Genomic DNA, 18,002 nt, shown 5'->3' on the forward strand with positions numbered 1-18,002 from the left:
CGGACCAGTACACCATTGCGAATTTGCGCAGGGTTTACACGCGGCGAGGTTTTCTGTCCGAGTCGCGCATCACCGGGTCGGGACACGGGCTCCGATTTGTCTCGATACGCTGTACAAATGACAGATTGGCAGGCTTTCACCGTCGAAACGAAGGATCACGTCGCGCAGGTGACGTTGATCGGCCCCGGCAAGGGCAACGCGATGGGTCCCGACTTCTGGCGCGAGCTGCCGGAAGTGTTCCAGGCGCTGGACGCCGATCCGGAGGTGCGCGCGATCGTGCTGACCGGCTCCGGCAAACACTTCTCCTACGGTCTGGACCTGCCCGCGATGAGCGGCACGTTCGGCCCGTTGCTGGCCGATCGCGCGCTGGCCGCCCCTCGCACCGACTTCCTCGTCGACGTGCGCAAGATGCAGGCCGCGATCACGGCCGTGGCGGACTGCCGCAAGCCGGTGATCGCGGCGGTGTCCGGCTGGTGCATCGGAGGCGGGCTGGATCTCATCGCGGCGGCCGACATCCGCTACGCCAGCGCGGAGGCGAAGTTCAGTCTGCGCGAGGCGAAGGTCGCGATCGTCGCCGACGTCGGCTCGCTGCAACGGCTGCCCGGCATCATCGGTGAGGGGCACCTGCGCGAACTCGCCTACACCGCCAAGGACATCGACGCCGCGCGCGCGGAGAAGATCGGCCTGGTCAACGACGTCTTCCCTGACCAAGAGGCGGTGCTGGACGCGGCGCACGCCACCGCGCGGGAGATCGCAGCGAACCCGCCGCTGGTGGTGCAGGGCGTCAAAGACGTGCTGGAGCAGCGGCGCAAGGACGAGATCGCCGCGGGCCTGCGCTACGTCTCCGCGTGGAACTCCGCGTTCCTGCCGTCGGAGGACCTCGCCGAGGCGGTCAAGGCCGTCTTCGAGAAGCGCGCGCCCGAATTCCGCGGCCACTGACACCGGCGGCGCGCTCGCATCCGGGCGGGTGCGCCGTCACCGACCCCAAGGGTGGGTATCGAGGGTGGGCAAGGTGATTCGCCTCAGGGTTGCGTTGCCCTCACCCTAGGGGTGGCTGTGCGAGATGCCGATCGCCCATATCGTTTGAGGCGTCAAAAATTTCATCTCGCATTCAGGAGCAAGAGCGATGCGTATCAAGTCCTTCTTCGCCGCTGGTCTGCTGGCCACCGCTGCCGTCGCCGGGGTGTCGACGGCCGCTTCGGCCTCCGCCGCACCGGTTTACCAGGAGGTCGCCTACGGCGGCACCTACGTCGGCACCTACGCCACGCTGAGCGCGTGCCGGGCCGACGGCGAGTCGCCGAGCACCGGCGGCTACTACTGGGAGTGCATCGAGACCTGGGACGGCTACGACCTGTACATCTACTACTGAGCCACCTGTCACAGAGAAGGGGCATCCGGATTCCGGGTGTCCCTTTTCGCCTTTCGTGACCATGACCGCGAAGCGGGGAGTCCGGTGCCTGCCGGACTCCCCGCTTTCGTTGTGCCCGAGGGGCTTCAGTGCCCGCCCTGGTCCTTCAACCGCTGGATGGACGCCTGCACCTCGGCCTCGGCCTCGGCCCGCCCGACCCACTCCGAGCCCTTGACGAACTTGCCGGGCTCGAGATCCTTGTAGCGCTCGAAGAAGTGCTTGATCGCGGCCAGCTCGAACTCCGGGACATCCTTCAGATCCTGGATGTGGTCCCAGCGCGGGTCGCCCGCGGGCACGCACAGGATCTTGTCGTCGCCGCCCGCCTCGTCGGTCATCTTGTACATGGCGACCGGCCTGGCCTCCACGATCACGCCGGGGAACACCGAATCGGGCAGCAGGACCAGCGCGTCCAGCGGGTCGCCGTCCTCGCCGAGGGTGTTCTCGATGTAGCCGTAGTCGGCGGGATAGACCATGGACGTGTACAGGAACCGGTCGAGCCGGACCCGGCCGGTCTCGTGATCGACCTCGTACTTGTTCCGGGAACCCTTGGGGATCTCGATCGTGACGTCGAACTCCACGCCATCTCCTTCGTGCATCGGTGCCGAGTTCTGCGACTCGGCTGCTATTCGGCGACTGCCGACTCGGCCGCTGCGGAGTGCGCCGACTCGCCAGGTTGTTCAGGGGAACGGTTGCGCAACGAGGATAGTGTGGTCGTCGGGGACATGGGTGCGGCAGGCGGCTGCTGCGGGAATCGGTCAGGAGAGCGGCGGCGACGTGTTTGGTGGCAACGAGAACATCGGTGGGCTGGCCGCCCGGCGGCGCCGCAACAGATGGCTGTTGATCTCGACCGTGCTGGTCGTGCTGGCCGTGGCCGCCGCGGTGGCACTGCTCGCGGTGCGGCCGTGGACCGAGGAGTTCCGGCACGGTGGTCTGACCATCGCCGCCCCGCCCGCGCCGACCGAGCCGTCCGGGCAGGTCGTCCCGGCCCAGCCCACCGGTTCCGCGCCGAGTTCCGCCGGGATCGCCGCCGCGCTGGCCCCGGTGATCGCCAATCCGGACCTCGGCGCGTTCGCGGGCCAGGTGACCGACGCCGACAGCGGGACGGTGCTGTGGAGCGGCGACGCGAACCGGCCGATGATCCCGTCGTCCACCGCCAAGATCCTCACCACCGCGGCCGCTCTGCTCACGCTGCCTGCCGAGCAACGGGTGACGACGAAGGTGGTCGCCGGTGCGGCGCCGAACGAACTGGTGCTGGTCGGCGGCGGCGATCCGACGCTCACCGCGCAGCCGGACGGCAAGGGGTACTACCCGAACGGACCGCGTCTGTCCGATCTGGTCACCCAGATCAAGTCCGCGGGCCGCGCGGTGGACACGATCGTCGTCGACCTCTCCGCCTACACCGGCCCGACCATGGCGCAGGGCTGGGACCCGGTCGACATCCCCGAGGGTTCCATCGCCCCGATCGAGCCGGTGATGATCGACGGCGGCCGGTTGCAACCGCTCGTCGAGTACTCGCCGCGCACCGCGACGCCCGCGCTGGACGCGGGACGGCGGCTGGCCACCGAACTGGGGCTCGACCCGGCGCGGGTCCGGGCGGGCGCCGCACCCGCGGGCGCGGCCGAGGTCGCCTCGGTGCGTTCGGCGCCGCTGCGCGACCGGCTGCGCGACATGATGGTCTACTCCGACAACGTGCTCGCCGAGGCGATCGGACGGGAGATCGCGACCGCCACCGGCGGCGAGGCCTCGTTCACCGGCGGGGTCACCGCGGTGCGCACGGCGCTGAGCAAGGCCGGTTTCGATCTGTCCGGCCTGGATATGCACGACAGCAGCGGGCTTTCGGTAGACGACCGGATTCCCGCGCGATTGCTCGACCGGGTCGTGGCGACCGCGGCCGAGCCCACCGGCGCCACGGCGGTGCGACCGGCAGGCACCAAGGCCAAGCCCGAGAACGGCCGGGTCGCGGCGACCTTGACGCCGATGCTCGACAACCTGCCGGTCGCCGGTGCCACGGGCTCGCTGACCAGCCGCTACGTCACCCGGGATCGTCAGGCGGCGGGCTGGGTGCGAGCCAAGACCGGAACTCTGTCGGTCTCCAGCGCGTTGGTCGGATATGTGCTGGACGCCGATGGGCGGGTGCTGACCTTCGCACTGATGTCGAACGATCGACCACCGGAGGTGAGCAGGCCCGCGTTGGACGCGATCGCAGGCACGCTGCGAAACTGTGGATGCTCGTGACGGGTGGTTGATCATGACCCAGCAAGGTTCCGAGACAGCCGATTTCGGCTCCGCCGGCACGGTCGAGCGGCGAAAACCGCGCTCGGGCTTGTCCGGCGTGGTCGATTGGCGTTTGGCCGCGCGGACCGGCTCCGTTCTGGTGCCCGCGGGTCCGCGCACGTCGCGCTATTCGGCCGAGCAGGTGGTCGCCGAGCTCGCCGATGCCTCCGTGCGGGCCGAGGCGCCGGTGCGCGAGGTCAGCGGGTTGCTGGACGACCGGCCGGTCCCGGCGGCCAGAATCGTCGACCGTCCGGGGTGGATCACGGCCGCCGCCGACTCGATGGCCCAGCTCACCGGGGCGGATGAGGCGCAGGCCGACCGCAAGCTCCTCGCGGGCAAACCCGCCGGGGTGCAGGCGGGCGCCATGCTCGCCTTCCTGTCCACCGCGATCCTCGGTCAATACGACCCGTTCACGGGGCCGGACGGCACTCTGTTGCTGGTCGCGCCGAACATCGTCGCGGTGGAGCGGGCGCTCGGGGTGTCGGCGAGCGATTTCCGGCTGTGGGTGTGCCTGCACGAGGTGACCCACCGGGTGCAGTTCTCCTCCGCGCCCTGGCTCGGCGAATACATGCGCGCGAACGTCGAGGTACTCGGCGAGGCCGGTGACGAGCCGGTGAGCGACATGCTGTCCCGGCTGGTCGAAGAGGTGCGCGACCGCCGTCGCGGAACCGCCCCCGACGATCCGGCCGCGCGCGGTGTGGTCGGGCTGCTGCGTGCTACCCAGGCGCCGCCGCAGCGTGCGGCGCTGGACCGCCTGCTCATGCTGGGCACCCTGTTGGAGGGGCACGCCGATCACGTCATGGACGCGGTCGGTCCCGCGGTCGTCCCGTCGGTCGAGCAGATCCGCACCGCTTTCGACCAGCGCCGCAGGCGTCCGACCAACCCGGTGCAGCGACTCCTGCGCGCGCTGCTCGGCGTGGACGCGAAGGTCGCCCAGTACGTGCGTGGCAAGAAATTCGTCGATGAGGTGGTCGCCACCGTCGGGATGACGCGGTTCAACACGGTGTGGACCGAAGCCGACACGCTGCCGCGCACCGACGAGATCGAGCAGCCGCAGCGCTGGATCGAACGAGTACTGGACTGAACGAGGGTTCCCGGCTCGGCGGCGACTCGCCGTGCGCGGTCGGCCGGTAGGCTGCGCCCATGGGGCGTGCGCCAGGAACGACACCCGGGCGCTTCGGGCCGGCGAGCGGGACATCCGGATCCGGGCGGCCGTCCGCCGCCCGGCGATTGCCCGAGACCGCCGCTGTGCTGGCCGTTCGTCGAGCGGTCCGGGATTGGCTGAGCAGGTTCGGGCCGCGTGAGACCGAGGAGCAGGCGGTCGCGGTGGCGCTGTCCGGCGGCGCGGATTCGCTGGCCCTCACCGCGGCGGCAGTGGTCGAGGCGGGCGCGGTCGACGCCTTGGTGGTGGATCATCGCCTGCAACCAGGTTCCGGCGCCGTCGCCGCCGAGGCCGCGGCACAGGCACTCGCCCTCGGCTGCCGGTCCGCGCGCGTGCTCGCGGTCCAGGTCGGCACCGAGGGCGGTGTGGAAGCCGCCGCGCGCCGGGCGCGCTATGCCGCGCTGGACTCCGCGCGCCACGGTCTTCCGGTGCTGCTCGGGCACACCCTCGACGACCAGGCCGAAACGGTGCTGCTCGGGCTCGCACGCGGCTCCGGTGGCCGCTCGATCCAAGGGATGTCCGCGTGCGCCGAGCCGTGGGGGCGGCCGTTGCTCGGCGTGCGCCGGGAAACCACCCGGCGCGTGTGCGCCGATCTGGGCGTGACGCCGCACGACGACCCGCACAACGTGGCGCCGGAGTTCACCAGGGTCCGGCTACGCACCGAGGCGTTGCCGCTGTTGGAGCAGATCCTCGGCGGCGGTGTGGCCCCGGCGCTGGCGCGTACGGCCGAACAACTGCGGGAGGACGGGGCGGTTCTCGACGCGCTCGCCGCCGAGCTGCGGCATACCGCCGGTGATGGGCGGGCGCTGGTGATCGAGACCCTCGCCACTGCACCCGCGGCTCTGCGGAAACGGGCGATTCGGGCATGGCTGCTCGAGCACGGTGCGAAAGCCCTGACCACCAAGCATTTACAGGCAGTCGACGAACTGGTTACGGCTTGGCGCGGACAGGGCGGCGTCGCGGTCGGCGGCGGCAGGCCGGGTAGCAGGTTGGTCGCGGGGCGCGAACATGGCAGGCTGACACTGCGGCTGGGTGAGGCTGGCATCGGACCGATGACGCAGACCGAACCGGCCGAACGGGCTCACCACCACGGAAGGGAATCCAGCTGACGTGTACGGGGATGACATCGCGTCGGTGCTGATCACCGCGGAACAGATCGCCGCCAAGACCCAGGAGCTGGCCGAACTCATCGCCAAGCGGTATCCACCCGACGCTCCGGAGGGCGATCTGCTGTTGGTGGGCGTGCTCAAGGGCGCGATCTTCTTCATGACCGACCTGGCCAAGGCTCTGCCGATCCCGACCCAGATGGAGTTCATGGCCGTCTCGTCCTACGGGTCGTCGACCTCGTCCTCGGGTGTGGTGCGCATCATGAAGGACTTGGACAAGGACATCGCGGGCCGCAACGTCCTGATCGTCGAGGACATCATCGACTCCGGGCTCACGCTGTCGTGGCTCAAGCGCAACCTGTCAACCCGTAACCCGGCTTCGCTCGAAGTGGTCACCTTGCTACGCAAGCCCGACGCGCTACGCACGCCGGTGGAGGTCGCGCACGTCGGATTCGACATCCCGAACGAATTCGTCGTCGGCTACGGCCTCGACTACGCGGAGCGCTACCGCGACCTGCCCTACATCGGCACCCTCAACCCCAAGGTCTACGGCGGCTGAGACCTCATCCGGGCAGGATGCCGAAAATCGTTGCCGGCGAACCGGAACCGCCGCGATAGAGCGGTCCGCCCACCAGCACCCACGCCCCGGTTGCGGGCAGTGCCGCCAGGTTCGCCAAGCATTCCAAGCTGATCCGGTGCTCGCCGTAGAGCAGCTTCGACACCGCGTACGTCTCGTCGGTGCCCACGTCGGGGCCGAACGTGTCGATGCCGAGCGCGCCGCGGCGGCCGAGCCTGCCGCCGCGCAGCAGCCATTCCACCGTCTGCACCGCGAAACCGGGTTGCCGACCGGCTGATTCGCCCGTGCCGACGAACTCCGGCGTGCCCCACTTGGCGTCCCACCCGGTCCAGGCGACGATCGCGGCGCTGTCCGGGATCCGGCCGTGCTCGGCCTCCCACCGCTTCAGATCGTCGACCGTGATCGCGTAGTCGCGATCGTTCGCGCAGCGCTGCCGGAGATCGATCTTCACCGCGGGCAGCAGCAGATCGTCGAGGTCGAGTTCGTCGGCGGCCAGTCCGTCCGCGCGGAAATGAATCGGCGCACCCCAATGGGTTCCGGTGTGTTCGCCCTGCTGGATATAGCGCAGGAGGTAGCCGTCGTTCGCGATCGTGGCCACGATGTCGGTGCGGAATTCCGGATCCTCCGGGTACAGCGGTGTGGTGACCGGATCGTGGACGTGCGACAGGTTCACCAGCCGTCCCAGCGGGCGGGGTGTGGTCATCGCGTCCGCTGGGGAATCGCCCTGGCCAGAGCGAGCAGATCCGCTTCCAGGAGCCGGAACAGTCGATATGTCAGCACGAATGCCAGGATGCCACCCACGCTCAGCACACGCACCGGAACGATCACCAGCTCCAGGTCGTCGGCCTCGACGAAGGTCGCGCTCGCCACGCCGAGCAGCGGAACCGATGCCGCCACACCGAGGTAGAAGCTGCCGCGCCTGGCCAGCGCGCGGAGCTGGCGTTCGTCGTCGGGACCGATACCGCCACGCACCAGCAGCTGTGGATAGATCGCGCGCACCGAGTAGACCATGATCGGAAAGAACGGATAGGCGAGCGCGATCGCCGCGCACACGATCTGCGCGGCGAAGAAGTGCAAGAAGGTGCCACGCGGCAGGTCGACTCCGGAGAAGGCCAGCCCGAGCGGCCAGACGATGCCCGCGACCAGCCAGAAGCCGAAGGGTATCCACACCGCCCAGTCACCCATCAGCAAGGTGTCGCGGCGTGCTTTCGCGAGTGTGCGCGCGGAGTAGCCGTCGCCACGGCCGAGGCGGTAGGAGATGGCGAGCGGCCGCCGGGTCATGAACAACAGCAGCAGCGCGGCGACCGGGAACGCGATGAGGTTGTTGATCAATCCGACCGCCGTGAACTTCTCCTGGTCCGCGGTCGACATCCGGTCGATGATCAGGGTCTGGTTCAGCTGGATGTTGTAAAAGCTGGCCAGCACGTTCGGTACGCCGACGCACAGCGCCGCGACCGGAAGCAACCACCCGCGGGCGCGGTGGGCGAGGCTGCCGGGCGGGGGATCGACCAGGTCGCGCGCGCGGGTGTCCAGGCAGAGGTCGAGTTGTCCCGCGAGTTCGGCGCCGCCGCGCCAGCGCCGCTGCGGGTCTTCGTGCAGACAGTCCAGCAGTACGCGGCGCAGCGTGGCCGGCGTGTCTTCCGGCAGGCGCGCGAGCGCCGCGGCCGAGACGCCGCCGCGGCGCTCCGCGAGCATCCGCGTGTACGTCTCGGTGCCGGGGCTGTTCTGCTCCAGTGGCGGATCGTCGAAGGGGGTTGCGCCCGTGAGCATTTCCCAGAGCAGCACACCGAGGGAGTAGACGTCGCTGGCGTCGCCGGGGGCGGGCGCGTCGGGGTCGAGGTAGCGGCTCAGCTGCTCCGGGGAGCGGTAGACCAGTGCGTCGGTCCCGCCGGGACCGTGCGGCGCGGTGCGCCCAGGTACCTCACCGAGGGCGAAATCGGCCAGCTTGGGAATGCCCTCCGCGGTGAACAGCACGTTCGCCGGTTTGATGTCGTGGTGCAGCACGCCATGGTGTGCGGCGTAATCCAGCGCGTCGGCCAGCCGCCTGCCCACCCACGCCACGGTCTCCGGCCAGTTCAGCCGCGCGATCTCGGCGCGCACGCTCGAATCCGACGGCCGGATCTCGCCCTTGGCCTCCATGGCGGTGTCCACCGCGCGCAGCAGCAGGGCGCCGCCATCGGTCACGGGGCCGCGACGGCGTTGCTCGAGCAGGTCGACCGCCGTGCCGCCGGGGAGGTATTGCATGTAGACCAGACGCGGGAGGGCGGTCGTCCTGGACTCCGGTGCGAGGGGCGGTCGCGGGGGCGCGGATGCGATGTCGTCCGGATCGCTCGATCGCTCGGTCACCGCGTCCGGATGAGCCGGAACCGCGGCGGCGTCACGAGGTTCGGCCGATCGTCCGGAACAGGGAATCAGAGCACTGTGTGGGCGGACCGCAGCGGTCGTGTCGGGCGCGCTGACCACGGTCTCGTCATCGATACCTTCTGGCGCGGTGGCTGTCGCGTCACCCGTGATGGTCGGGGCGCGCCTCTCGGCGCTGTGCGTGCGCGGGCCGGGGACCGTTTCGTCGTCGCTGGGGTGGCTCGTCGTTCGGGTTGTCGGCGCCACGATGGTCTCGTCGTCGCTGGGGTGGCTTGTCCAGCTGGATGGGACGGCCGCGAGGGTGGCGTCGAGGTCCGGGTGTGGCGCGGCGACGGTGGCATTCGCCGCGGTGTGGCGGCCGTTCGCGGGGGGACCGGCGACGGTCAGAGTCTGTGCGGCGTCGGCGCTGAGTACTCGCTGGTCGAAGACCCGCACGATGTGGGCGTGGTCGAGCTGGGCCATCGTGTGCGCCGCGCCCGCCCGGCCCGCCGAGAACCGGACGGCGACCAGCCGTTGCATGGAACGCTGCCTGGCCAGGAAGACCCGGCCGAGCAGTCCCGCGCCCAGGTCGGTGAGCAGGTCGAAGTCATCGATCCGCAGGCCCGGCGCGAGATCGGCGAGCGCGGCGAGGGCTTCGCTCGAGTCGGCGTCCGGGTGGGCGTCGTCGGCGGCGGCGAGATCGGCGAGGTGCTCGCGGACCGCGCCGGCGAGGTCCGGGTATTCGGCTAGGAAGTCCTCCAGCGGCAGCGGTCCGCGTCCGCGACGCGCCAGAAATTCCTCGCACAGCAGGTCGACCAACTCGGGGCTGGTCTCCACATCGGGGAATTCCGCGCGATAGTCGGCGATCCGTTTGCCGAGCCCTTCGCGCTCCCAGCGTCGCCGCAGATCCACCCGGATCAGATCGACGAGTACCCCCAGGCGAACTTGCGTGCCGTCGGGTACGTAGTCGCGGATCTGCGGCGGCAAGCGATCACCATGGAGACTGCGCTGCCAGTCGGCGGAGAAGCGGGCGACGGCGTCGGTGCGGGGCAAACTCACGTGTCGGTCTCCACGGCGGTCGCGGTCGATCGGGCGGGTCGGCCCTCGGCGGCCCCCGATTCGGCGGATTCCGGATCGACCACCCGCTCCAGCGCCCGTAGGTCCGCTTCCAGCGCACGGAACAGCAGATAGGTGCCCACGAACGCGATTATGCCGCCCACACACAGCAGCCGAACCGCGACGATGACCGAGGGGATGTCGGACGGGGGCAGGAAGGTCACCCCGGTGACCGCGAGCAGCGGCACCGAGGCGGCCACCGCGAGGTAGCCGTTGCAGCGCCGGTCAAGGCCGCGCAGCCAGACCGCGTCCTCGGGGCTGATGTCGCCGTGCCGGAGGAACAAGGGATAGACGCACCGCACCAGGTAGAACGTCAGCAGGAAGAAGGGATAGGCGACCGCGATCGCGCCGCACACCACCAACGAGGAGAAGAAGTGCACCACGGCCTGTGCCGATATATCTCCCGTCGACACCTGTAGCGCGATCGGGAAGATCAGTCCGGCCAGCACCCACAGCGAGAAGGCCACGGCCACGGCCCGATCGCCCATCAGCAACGCGTCGCGTCTGGCACGCCGCAGGGTTCCCGGATCGTATCTTCGTCCTTTGCGTAGGCCGCGCGGCACCGTCAGCACGTATCTCGCCATATACAGCACGAGCGCGATGCCGGTCGGGAAGAAGATCGCGTTCACCACGCCGGTGATGATGAGGAAGGTCTGCTGGGCCTCCTCGGTCATCCGGCTGATGATCAGGTGCTGGTTGTGCTGGATGTTGTACAGCGAGGCGAGCACATTCGGCAGCGCCATCGCCACCAGCGCCACCGGAACGATGTAGGGGCGCAGCCGCAGCCGCCAGCTGTTCGGCGCGGGGTCGACCAATTCTCGCGCGCGTTCGTCCAGGCACATCTCCAGCTGCCTGGCCAGGATCGCGCCGCTGGACCACCGGTCGGCCCGCTCGGGGGCGAGGCAGGTCACAAGGATGCGCCGCAACGCGGCGGGACAGTCGGCCGGAACCCGCTGCAGCGCGGCCTCGTCCACGCCGCTGCTGCGCCGCTCCAGCATGGCCTCCAGCGTGGTGTCGTCGCCTTGGTCACCCGCCCCCGCCGTGCGGTCGTCGAACGGCTTCGCACCGGTGAGCAGCTCCCACAACACCACGCCGAGCGAATAGATGTCGGCGCGGGTATCCAGGTCCGCGGCACTGCGGCCGAAACTGGGATGGCAGGCCTCCAGCTGTTCCGGTGACATGTAGGCCAGTGATCCGCCGAAGTAGGCCACTGGGCTGGTGCCCTCCACGTTGCGGCTGAAGCTGATGTTGAAGTCGGCGAGTTTCGGCACGCCCTCGGCGGTGAGCAGGACATTGGCCGGTTTGACGTCGCGGTGCAGCACGCCGTGCGAGGAGGCGTAGTCCAGCGCCTCGGCCAGCCTGCGGCCCAGCCACGCCACCGTCTCCGGCCAGCTCAGCGCCGCGATCTCGGCGCGCACGCTGGAGTCGGTCGGCCGGATCTCGCCCTTCTCCTCCATGGCCGCGTCCACGGCGTCCAGCAGGAGCCTGCCGCTGCGCTCCTCGGGTGGGGTCGCGCGCACCCAGCGCAGCACGCCGAGCAGCGTGCCTCCGGGCAGGAACTGCATGTAGAGCAGCCGCAGCCGGCGCGCGGCGCCCTCGGCGTCGTCCAGCAGCCGCTGGTCGAAGACCCGCACGATGTAGTCGTGGTCGAGCTGGGCCAGCGTCTGCGGCTCGGTGCCGTGATCGCTGGAGATCTTCACCGCGACCAGCCGTTGCAGCGAGCGCTGCCGCGCGAGGAAGACCCGGGCGAACGCACCGCTGCCCAGACCGGTCAGCAGATCGAAGTCGTCGATCCGCTGACCGATCTCGATCCGGTCGAGCGGGTCGGAGCGGCCCGGCCCGGTCCCGATCGTCGTGGGCACGGCGGTGGCCGTACCCGTCAGATCGGAGGCGGTCGTTCTGGTCACCTCGGAATCACGAGCAGACCCCGCGGTTCGGTTCAATACGGTGTCGGCGAGAACGGAGTCGCTGTGCGCGACCGCGGTCAAGACGGAATCCTCCGGAGTCGCGCGACGGGTGCTCTGGTCGATTTCGTCGGCGTTCAGCAACTCGCGCAGTTGCTCCGCCTGCCGCGGATATTCGCGCAGGCATTCGCGCGGATCGACCCGCTCGCCGCTCTGGCGGCGGATGACGAACTCCTCGTACACCAAGCCGGCCGGAATATCGTCGGAAGCGAGTTCGGGGAATTCGGCGCAGTAATCGGTCAGGCGCATGCGCGCGGCCGGTTCCGGCGCGGTGCCCGCGCCTTTACCCCGGCGAAGCAGCCAGCGATGGCGCAGGTCGACGCGGATCAGCTCCAGCAATGCCTCACGTCGCAAGGTACTGGCGTCCGGTAGATATTCGGCGATCGCCGGTGGGCGCCGGGTGGATTCCCACTCCGCTGTGAACGCGGCCACCGCGTCGGATTCGGCACGCGACAGGTCGCCACTCCTCGGCCGGGTGGAAATACCCGTGTCGGGGTCGGACCTTCTCTCAGAGTTCGCACTCATGCTCGGACCTAGTGGCTCGGCGGACGCCGCGGAATCCGCACCGGTTGTTGTCCGATGTGCCGAAAATTTCCGCCACACCCGACACCATCATCCCCCGTGCCGTATTCGAAATGATAACTTGCGGCTCGACAGTGGATCACCCGATTTCGACAACGACGCGACGGGGGATGACCAGCACATGTCCGACGAGGCCGCAATCATGGCGGACGGCTCGATCTCAGCGGGAAACGCCGCTCCGCACACCGCCATTCCGAACGCGAAGACCGGCGAGCCGATGCCCGCCCGACTGCTGGGAGCCGTCGCAGACGCGCGGCCCGACGGAGCTCCGGAAGCCGAGACCGCACTCGAACGCGGCCCGGCCGCGACGATCGCGGCGTGCGTGCGAGACGGCCTGCTGCACCCCGGGCAAGTAGCCGCGGATGCCGGGACGCGGATCGCGGCGGCGGACCGGAAACGACATGCCTTCAGCGTCCTGCGTGCCGAACAGGCGACGGCCGAGTCGGTCGGCCTGATGGAACGCGACGACCTCGACGTGCTGCCCCTGGCCGGTGTCCCGGTCGTGGTCGAGCACGGTGTTCCCCTCGCGGGCGAGCCGATGCCGTGGGGGCCGGTGGCCGCCGCGGATCACCCCGTGGTGGCCAGGCTGCGCGCCGCGGGAGCGGTGGTCATGGGCCTCGTCGCGGCTCCAGAGCCGAGTCGGTGGGTGACCAGCGCGGGCACCGAGCGTGTCATCCGCAATCCGTGGAACCCCACGCGCTACGCGGGTAGCGCGGCCGGAGCCGCGATCGCGGCCGGACTGGTGCCGGTGGCGCACTGCTGCGACGGCCTGGGGGAGGTGCGGGTCGCGGCCGCGTGCTGTGGAATCTTCGGGATCAAGCCCGGGCAGTACACGGTCCCCGCTGCGGGCCCGTGGTCGAGCCTGGTCGAGCACGGTGTCCTCGCGACAAGCGTGGACGACGCCGCGCTGGCGTTGTCGGTCCTGGCGGCGCGACCGGACCTAGCCGAGGTGGATCCACCCGGCCGACTACGTATCGGGCTGGCGGTGGATCCACCTTCTCGCCTGTTGCGCGTCGACCGCCGCTGGACCGCCGCGGCCCGCAGGGCGGCCTCGGTGGCCGCGGCGGCAGGCCATTCGGTGGAACCGACCGCGCTACCGTACGGAAACGCCCTGCTCGCGGCCTCGCTACGCTGGCTGGCCCTCGGCGCCCGTGAGGCCCCCGCGCTACTCCAACCCGGCCGACTATCGCGGAGAGCCCGGCACCGCCTGGCTCTGGGCCGGACGGTGCATCGGTTAAGGCTCGCGCGTCCCGCCCAGATCGACCGGGTGGAGGCGCGACTGCTGGAGTTCTTCGAGCGTTACGACGTGGTGATCACTCCCACGCTCGCCGCCCCGCCGCCGACGGCGCGGGCCTGGCACTTCCGCAATCGTCCGGCCACTCTGCTCGCCGGCGCGCGGTTCGCACCCTTCACTCCGCTGTGGAATCTGGTCGGCTGGCCCGCCGCCTCCGTTCCCATGGGCATGCACTCGTGGTCGGGTACGCCGGTGGCCGCTCAGCTCGCGGGACCACCCGGTAGCGAATCCACCCTGCTACGGCTGGCCGCGCAATTGGAGACGCGCCGTCCGTGGCAGCGCACCGCCCCCGAGACCCCGCCGGGCCGGTTCAGACGCTGACCGGCGACTGCTGCGCCGCGAACCCGCCATCGACGGCTCGTCCGGCGAACTCCAGGATTGTCGGCCGGTTGTCGTCGGCCCGCCAGGCCACGGCGAGCTCGCACGGCGCCAACCCCGACACGGGACGCGCGGTCAGCCCGGGCCAGCGGTACATCGGCACGTTGTTCTCGGCGAGCAGGCACACGCCGAGGCCGAGGCTCACGGCTTCCAGCTTGTCCTCCGCGGTCGCGGCTTCGGCGCCGATCTTCGGCGGACGGCCGCCGCGTCCGTCGTTGCCGAGCCAGAAATCGCGCACCGCACCGGCTTCGGTGGGCAGTGCGACGAACGGTTCGTCGAGCAGATCGGCGAATTCGATGGTCTCCGAGATCGCCAGCGGGTGGTTTTCCGGAAGCAGCACCCAGCGCGGTTCGGTGCGCAGCACCTGCCACCGGTAGCGGCTCTGGTCCGGCAACGGCAGCCAGACCAGAGCGAGATCGGCCTGCCGACCCGCCAGGCCGCTGGAGGGATCGGTCCAGGAAGCCGCGTGCAGTGCGAGACGATGTCCGCTCGCGCTCTCCAGATCGCTGAGCAGACCGCGCCCGAGTGTGGATTGGATGCCGACGCGCAACACCTCGCCCGCCTCCTGCAGCGAGACGTTGGTGACCTCCCACAACTCCAGGATCTTGCGTGCGCCTTCGAGCAGTTCCTTGCCCGCGACGGTCAACGCGACACTGCGCTGGTTGCGGTCGAACAGGACCACGTCGAGCTGACGTTCCAGCTGCCGGATCTGACGCGACAGGGTGGGTTGAGCGATGTGCAGCCGCTGGGCGGCGTTGGTGAAATGCAGTTCCTCAGCGACGGCGACGAAATACCGCAGGTCGCGCAAATGCGGGTCCATAGCCCCTTGCTATCAGAATCGGTCCGGAATTTCCAGCCTTATCAGGCCGAAAAGTTCGGATACGGGCGCCGAAACAGTCGGCAGGTTTGTTAGGGACAGCATATTGCCTGCGATGGTGCTGCGCACCAGGCGGATAGCGAATTTTCGGCATGCCGTGGCCGTTTACCGTCGGGTTCTTCGATTTGGGCAGTTGACCAGCATGAACGAGAGTGAACCGGGAGTCTTTGTGGCGGATTGTGGACGCGTTTGTGGCCGCCGAGTATGGGCTGAGAATTTGCCGCTGACCGGCTTCGCGATGTCAGCGAGTGCCCGCGTGATTTTCATCACAATGCCGTCGGTGTGTGGGGCTCCCGATGTGCCCCCGAACACGACGGGGCCCCGCGGCCGAGACGAATCCCAGCCGCGGCGCCCCTGCTTCCCGCCGCGCTCACGCGCCGCGCGCGCTCCTCGTAGGCCTTGCGCTTCTCGGCGTCGACGTCGTCGAGGAAGGCGCGGCCGGATCCGAGCGCGCGGCCGATGCCGTCACCGAGCGATTCCGGCAGCAGGCCGACGAACTGGGCGATGAACCCGGCCACCGCGGTCACCCTGACCTTCGACTTCGGCGCGACGATCAGCTTCGCGACGGCGTCGGCGATCTCCTCCGGCTCCGCGGCGCGCAGCAGCTTGGGCGCGGTGACGCCGGATCCGAGCTCGGTGTTGGTCAGCGTGGGCAGTACCGAGGAGAAGCGCACGCCGGTGCCGCGGTACTCCTCCCGCAGCGTGTCGGTGAAGCCGAGCACCGCGTGCTTGCTGGCGTTGTAGGTGGCCAGGCCGGGGATATGGGTCTCGCCGGCCAGTGAGGCGATGTTGATGATGTGCCCGCCGCCGCGCGGCAGCATCCGGCGCAGCGCCAGCTTGCAGCCCAGGATCACGCCGTAGACGTTGATGTCCAGGATCCGGCGGGTCAGCGGGTCCGGCTCGTCCACCAGCTTGCCGGTCGGCATGATGCCCGCGTTGTTGATCAGCACGTCGATCGGGCCGAGGGTCCGCTCCACCTCGTCGAGGAAGCCGTCGAACGACTCCTGATCGGTAACGTCGAGCTTGCCGTAGAGCTCGAAACCGCGTGCCGTGCCCGACTCCTTGACCGTGGTCTCGTCGATATCGCCGATCGCGATCTGCGCGCCGAGAGCCTGTAGCGCGGTCGCGGTGGCGAGTCCGATGCCGCGTGCCCCACCGGTGATCACCACGACCTTGCCGCGGATCTGCTTCGCTTCGGTCACTTGTCGCCCCCTTTGAGCTTCAGCAGGGCCGGAAGGTCGAGGCGGCGCAGCCCGCGGGCGCCTGCCGCGCGCATGGCGCCGAGCGCGAACAGCAGCTTCGGCATCGAGTACGGGTACCAGAACAGTTCCTTCTGCTGCGTCGGCAGGATCGGCGTGGTGATCGCCTGCTGGCGGCAGTACTTGCGCACGCCGTTCGCGCCGCCCCAGCGGGCGCCGACGCCGGACAGCCCCCAGCCGCCCATGGGCAGGGCGTAGCTGAACAGGTTGGCGAAGACGTCGTTGATGTTGACCGCGCCCGCGTTCAGCTGCCGTGCGACCCGTTCGCCGCGCTCTTTGTCGCCGGTCCACACCGAGGCCGACAGGCCGTACACCGAGTCGTTGGCCAGCCGGATCGCCTCGGACTCGTCGGCCACCTTCATCACCGGCAGCGTCGGGCCGAAGGTCTCCTCGGTGACGCAGGACATGGTGTGGTCGACATCGACCAGCACGGTCGGCTCGAAGGCGGTGCCGAATCCGGCCCGCTTGCCCCCGGTGAGCACCTTGGCGCCCGCCGCGACGGCCTCGTCGACGTGGCGCTGCACGATGGCCGCCTGATTCTCGTTGGCCAGCGCTCCCACGTCGTATTTCGACTCGCGTCCGTCCAGGCCTTGGCGTAGCGCCCGCACATTGGCGGTGAGTTTGGCGACGAACTCGTCGTACACCGGCGCTTCGACGTACACCCGCTCCACGGAGATGCAGACCTGGCCGGAGTTGAACATGCCACCGAAGGCGATGCCGTGCGCGGCGCGATCCAGCTCGGCGTCGGCCAGGACGATCGCCGGATCCTTGCCGCCGAGTTCCAGGCTGTAGGGCACCATCCGTTCCACGCACGCGGCGGCGATCTTGCGGCCGGTCGCGGTGGAACCGGTGAACTGGATGTAGTCGGCGTTGCCCACCACGGCCGCTCCGGTCGCGCCCGCGCCGGTGACCACCGCGAAGATCGGCGGCGCGCCGATCTCCGCCCAGCCTTTGGCCAGTTCGATCGCGGAGAGCGGGGTCACCTCGGAGGGCTTGAGGATGACGGCCGCCCCGGCCGCGAGCGCGGGGATCACGTCCATCACCGGCATGGCCAGCGGGAAGTTCCACGGCGTGATGACGCCGACCACCGGATAGGGCCGGTAGACCGTGGTCAAGCGCTTGACGCGGGCCAGCGGGCTGTGCGGTGACGGGTGGTCGTCGGCGAGGAACTTCGCCGCGCGGCGGGCGTAGTAGCCGATCAGATCGGTCGCGAAACCCGGATCGATCAGGGCGTCCACCCGGGGCTTGGCGGTCTCCGATTGCAGCACGGCGGCAAGGCGGTCGGTGTTGTCGATCAACCAGTCCTGGAACTTCAGCAGCCAGACCTTGCGCCCTTCGGGGCCGATCGCCTCCCACTCCGGCTGGTACAGCCGCAGTTCGCGGACCTTGGCCGCGACCGCGTCCGCGGTCTCGTCCGGCACCGTGCCGACGACCTCGCCCGTGCCGGGATTGCGCACTTCGATGACGGCGGGACCGTCCTTCTTCGCGGTCGTTTCGCGTGCCCGCGCCTTCTCGGTCGCGGGCGCTGGTTCGGTGTTGGTCACTGCTGTTCTCCCACTGACGTCGTGTTGAACCGCGGTCTGCTGACTGCTGTGAGGCAGGCCACTGAACTATGATCGTGACACAATCCGAACAGACTTTCTTGGCCCAGATCGTCAAGGAAAA

13 protein-coding genes and 1 pseudogene are annotated in these 18,002 nt (G+C 69.5%); 7 read left to right on the top strand and 7 right to left on the bottom strand.

The window, feature by feature from the left end; genetic code table 11:
- The first annotated feature begins 117 nt into the window (after positions 1 to 117).
- Both ABZ824_RS13680 and ABZ824_RS13685 read left to right on the top strand, forming a co-directional pair.
- On the top strand, positions 118 to 939 hold the full coding sequence (locus tag ABZ824_RS13680; protein ID WP_356963537.1) for a crotonase/enoyl-CoA hydratase family protein: 822 nt from the start codon (positions 118 to 120) through the stop codon (positions 937 to 939).
- Between the two features lie 187 nt (positions 940 to 1,126).
- Positions 1,127 to 1,369, top strand: a complete 243-nt coding sequence (locus ABZ824_RS13685) for a hypothetical protein (protein ID WP_067794586.1) — start codon at positions 1,127 to 1,129, stop codon at positions 1,367 to 1,369.
- Between the two features lie 125 nt (positions 1,370 to 1,494).
- Here the strand turns inward: ABZ824_RS13685 and ABZ824_RS13690 are convergent, their stop codons facing one another.
- On the bottom strand, positions 1,495 to 1,986 hold the full coding sequence (locus ABZ824_RS13690) for an inorganic diphosphatase (protein WP_355079184.1): 492 nt from the start codon (positions 1,984 to 1,986) through the stop codon (positions 1,495 to 1,497).
- Positions 1,987 to 2,203: 217 nt separating this feature from the next.
- On the opposite strand from ABZ824_RS13690, the gene ABZ824_RS13695 reads away from it, so the two are divergent.
- The 4 genes from ABZ824_RS13695 to hpt are packed head-to-tail and all read left to right on the top strand — an operon-like array spanning position 2,204 to position 6,509.
- Positions 2,204 to 3,643 (top strand): D-alanyl-D-alanine carboxypeptidase, encoded by a 1,440-nt coding sequence (locus ABZ824_RS13695; RefSeq protein WP_356963883.1) that lies wholly within the window; start codon positions 2,204 to 2,206, stop codon positions 3,641 to 3,643.
- Positions 3,644 to 3,656: 13 nt separating this feature from the next.
- Complete coding sequence (locus ABZ824_RS13700) at positions 3,657 to 4,766, top strand: zinc-dependent metalloprotease (protein ID WP_356963538.1); 1,110 nt, start codon at positions 3,657 to 3,659, stop codon at positions 4,764 to 4,766.
- 59 nt (positions 4,767 to 4,825) lie between these two features.
- Entirely contained in the window at positions 4,826 to 5,953 is a 1,128-nt protein-coding gene (gene tilS / locus ABZ824_RS13705; RefSeq protein WP_356963539.1) for a tRNA lysidine(34) synthetase TilS, read from the top strand.
- A 1-nt stretch (position 5,954) separates the two neighbouring features.
- Positions 5,955 to 6,509 (top strand): hypoxanthine phosphoribosyltransferase, encoded by a 555-nt coding sequence (hpt, locus tag ABZ824_RS13710; RefSeq protein ID WP_039794624.1) that lies wholly within the window; start codon positions 5,955 to 5,957, stop codon positions 6,507 to 6,509.
- Positions 6,510 to 6,513: 4 nt separating this feature from the next.
- Here hpt and ABZ824_RS13715 read toward each other — a convergent pair whose 3' ends face one another.
- From ABZ824_RS13715 to ABZ824_RS13725, 3 genes are read right to left on the bottom strand one after another with little or no spacing between them, the layout of a single operon-like run.
- Complete coding sequence (locus ABZ824_RS13715) at positions 6,514 to 7,230, bottom strand: cyclase family protein (RefSeq protein ID WP_355079177.1); 717 nt, start codon at positions 7,228 to 7,230, stop codon at positions 6,514 to 6,516.
- Positions 7,227 to 9,926 carry a protein kinase gene (locus ABZ824_RS13720; RefSeq protein WP_356963540.1) on the bottom strand — a complete coding sequence of 900 codons (2,700 nt, stop codon included), beginning with the start codon at positions 9,924 to 9,926 and terminating at the stop codon, positions 7,227 to 7,229. The genes ABZ824_RS13715 and ABZ824_RS13720 overlap by 4 nt, the downstream gene beginning before the upstream one ends.
- Positions 9,923 to 12,472, bottom strand: a complete 2,550-nt coding sequence (locus ABZ824_RS13725; RefSeq protein WP_356963541.1) for a serine/threonine-protein kinase — start codon at positions 12,470 to 12,472, stop codon at positions 9,923 to 9,925. Before ABZ824_RS13725 ends, ABZ824_RS13720 begins: the two co-directional genes overlap by 4 nt.
- A 178-nt stretch (positions 12,473 to 12,650) precedes the next feature.
- On the opposite strand from ABZ824_RS13725, the gene ABZ824_RS13730 reads away from it, so the two are divergent.
- A complete protein-coding gene (locus ABZ824_RS13730; protein WP_356963542.1) occupies positions 12,651 to 14,144 on the top strand; it encodes an amidase family protein in 1,494 nt (497 codons plus the stop codon).
- On the opposite strand, the gene ABZ824_RS13735 is transcribed toward ABZ824_RS13730, so the two are convergent.
- The 3 genes and pseudogenes from ABZ824_RS13735 to ABZ824_RS13745 form a co-directional block, all read right to left on the bottom strand.
- Entirely contained in the window at positions 14,134 to 15,021 is an 888-nt protein-coding gene (locus ABZ824_RS13735; protein WP_355079169.1) for a LysR family transcriptional regulator, read from the bottom strand. The genes ABZ824_RS13730 and ABZ824_RS13735 overlap by 11 nt on opposite strands.
- Positions 15,022 to 15,455: 434 nt before the next feature.
- A pseudogene (locus ABZ824_RS13740) lies at positions 15,456 to 16,280 on the bottom strand (SDR family oxidoreductase); the annotation flags it as partial.
- On the bottom strand, positions 16,277 to 17,881 hold the full coding sequence (locus ABZ824_RS13745; protein WP_356963543.1) for an aldehyde dehydrogenase family protein: 1,605 nt from the start codon (positions 17,879 to 17,881) through the stop codon (positions 16,277 to 16,279). The pseudogene ABZ824_RS13740 and the gene ABZ824_RS13745, both read right to left, overlap by 4 nt.
- Between the last annotated feature and the right edge of the window lie 121 nt (positions 17,882 to 18,002).

This window comes from Nocardia sp. NPDC047038 (assembly GCF_040644075.1).
Lineage (GTDB): Bacteria > Actinomycetota > Actinomycetes > Mycobacteriales > Mycobacteriaceae > Nocardia > Nocardia sichangensis.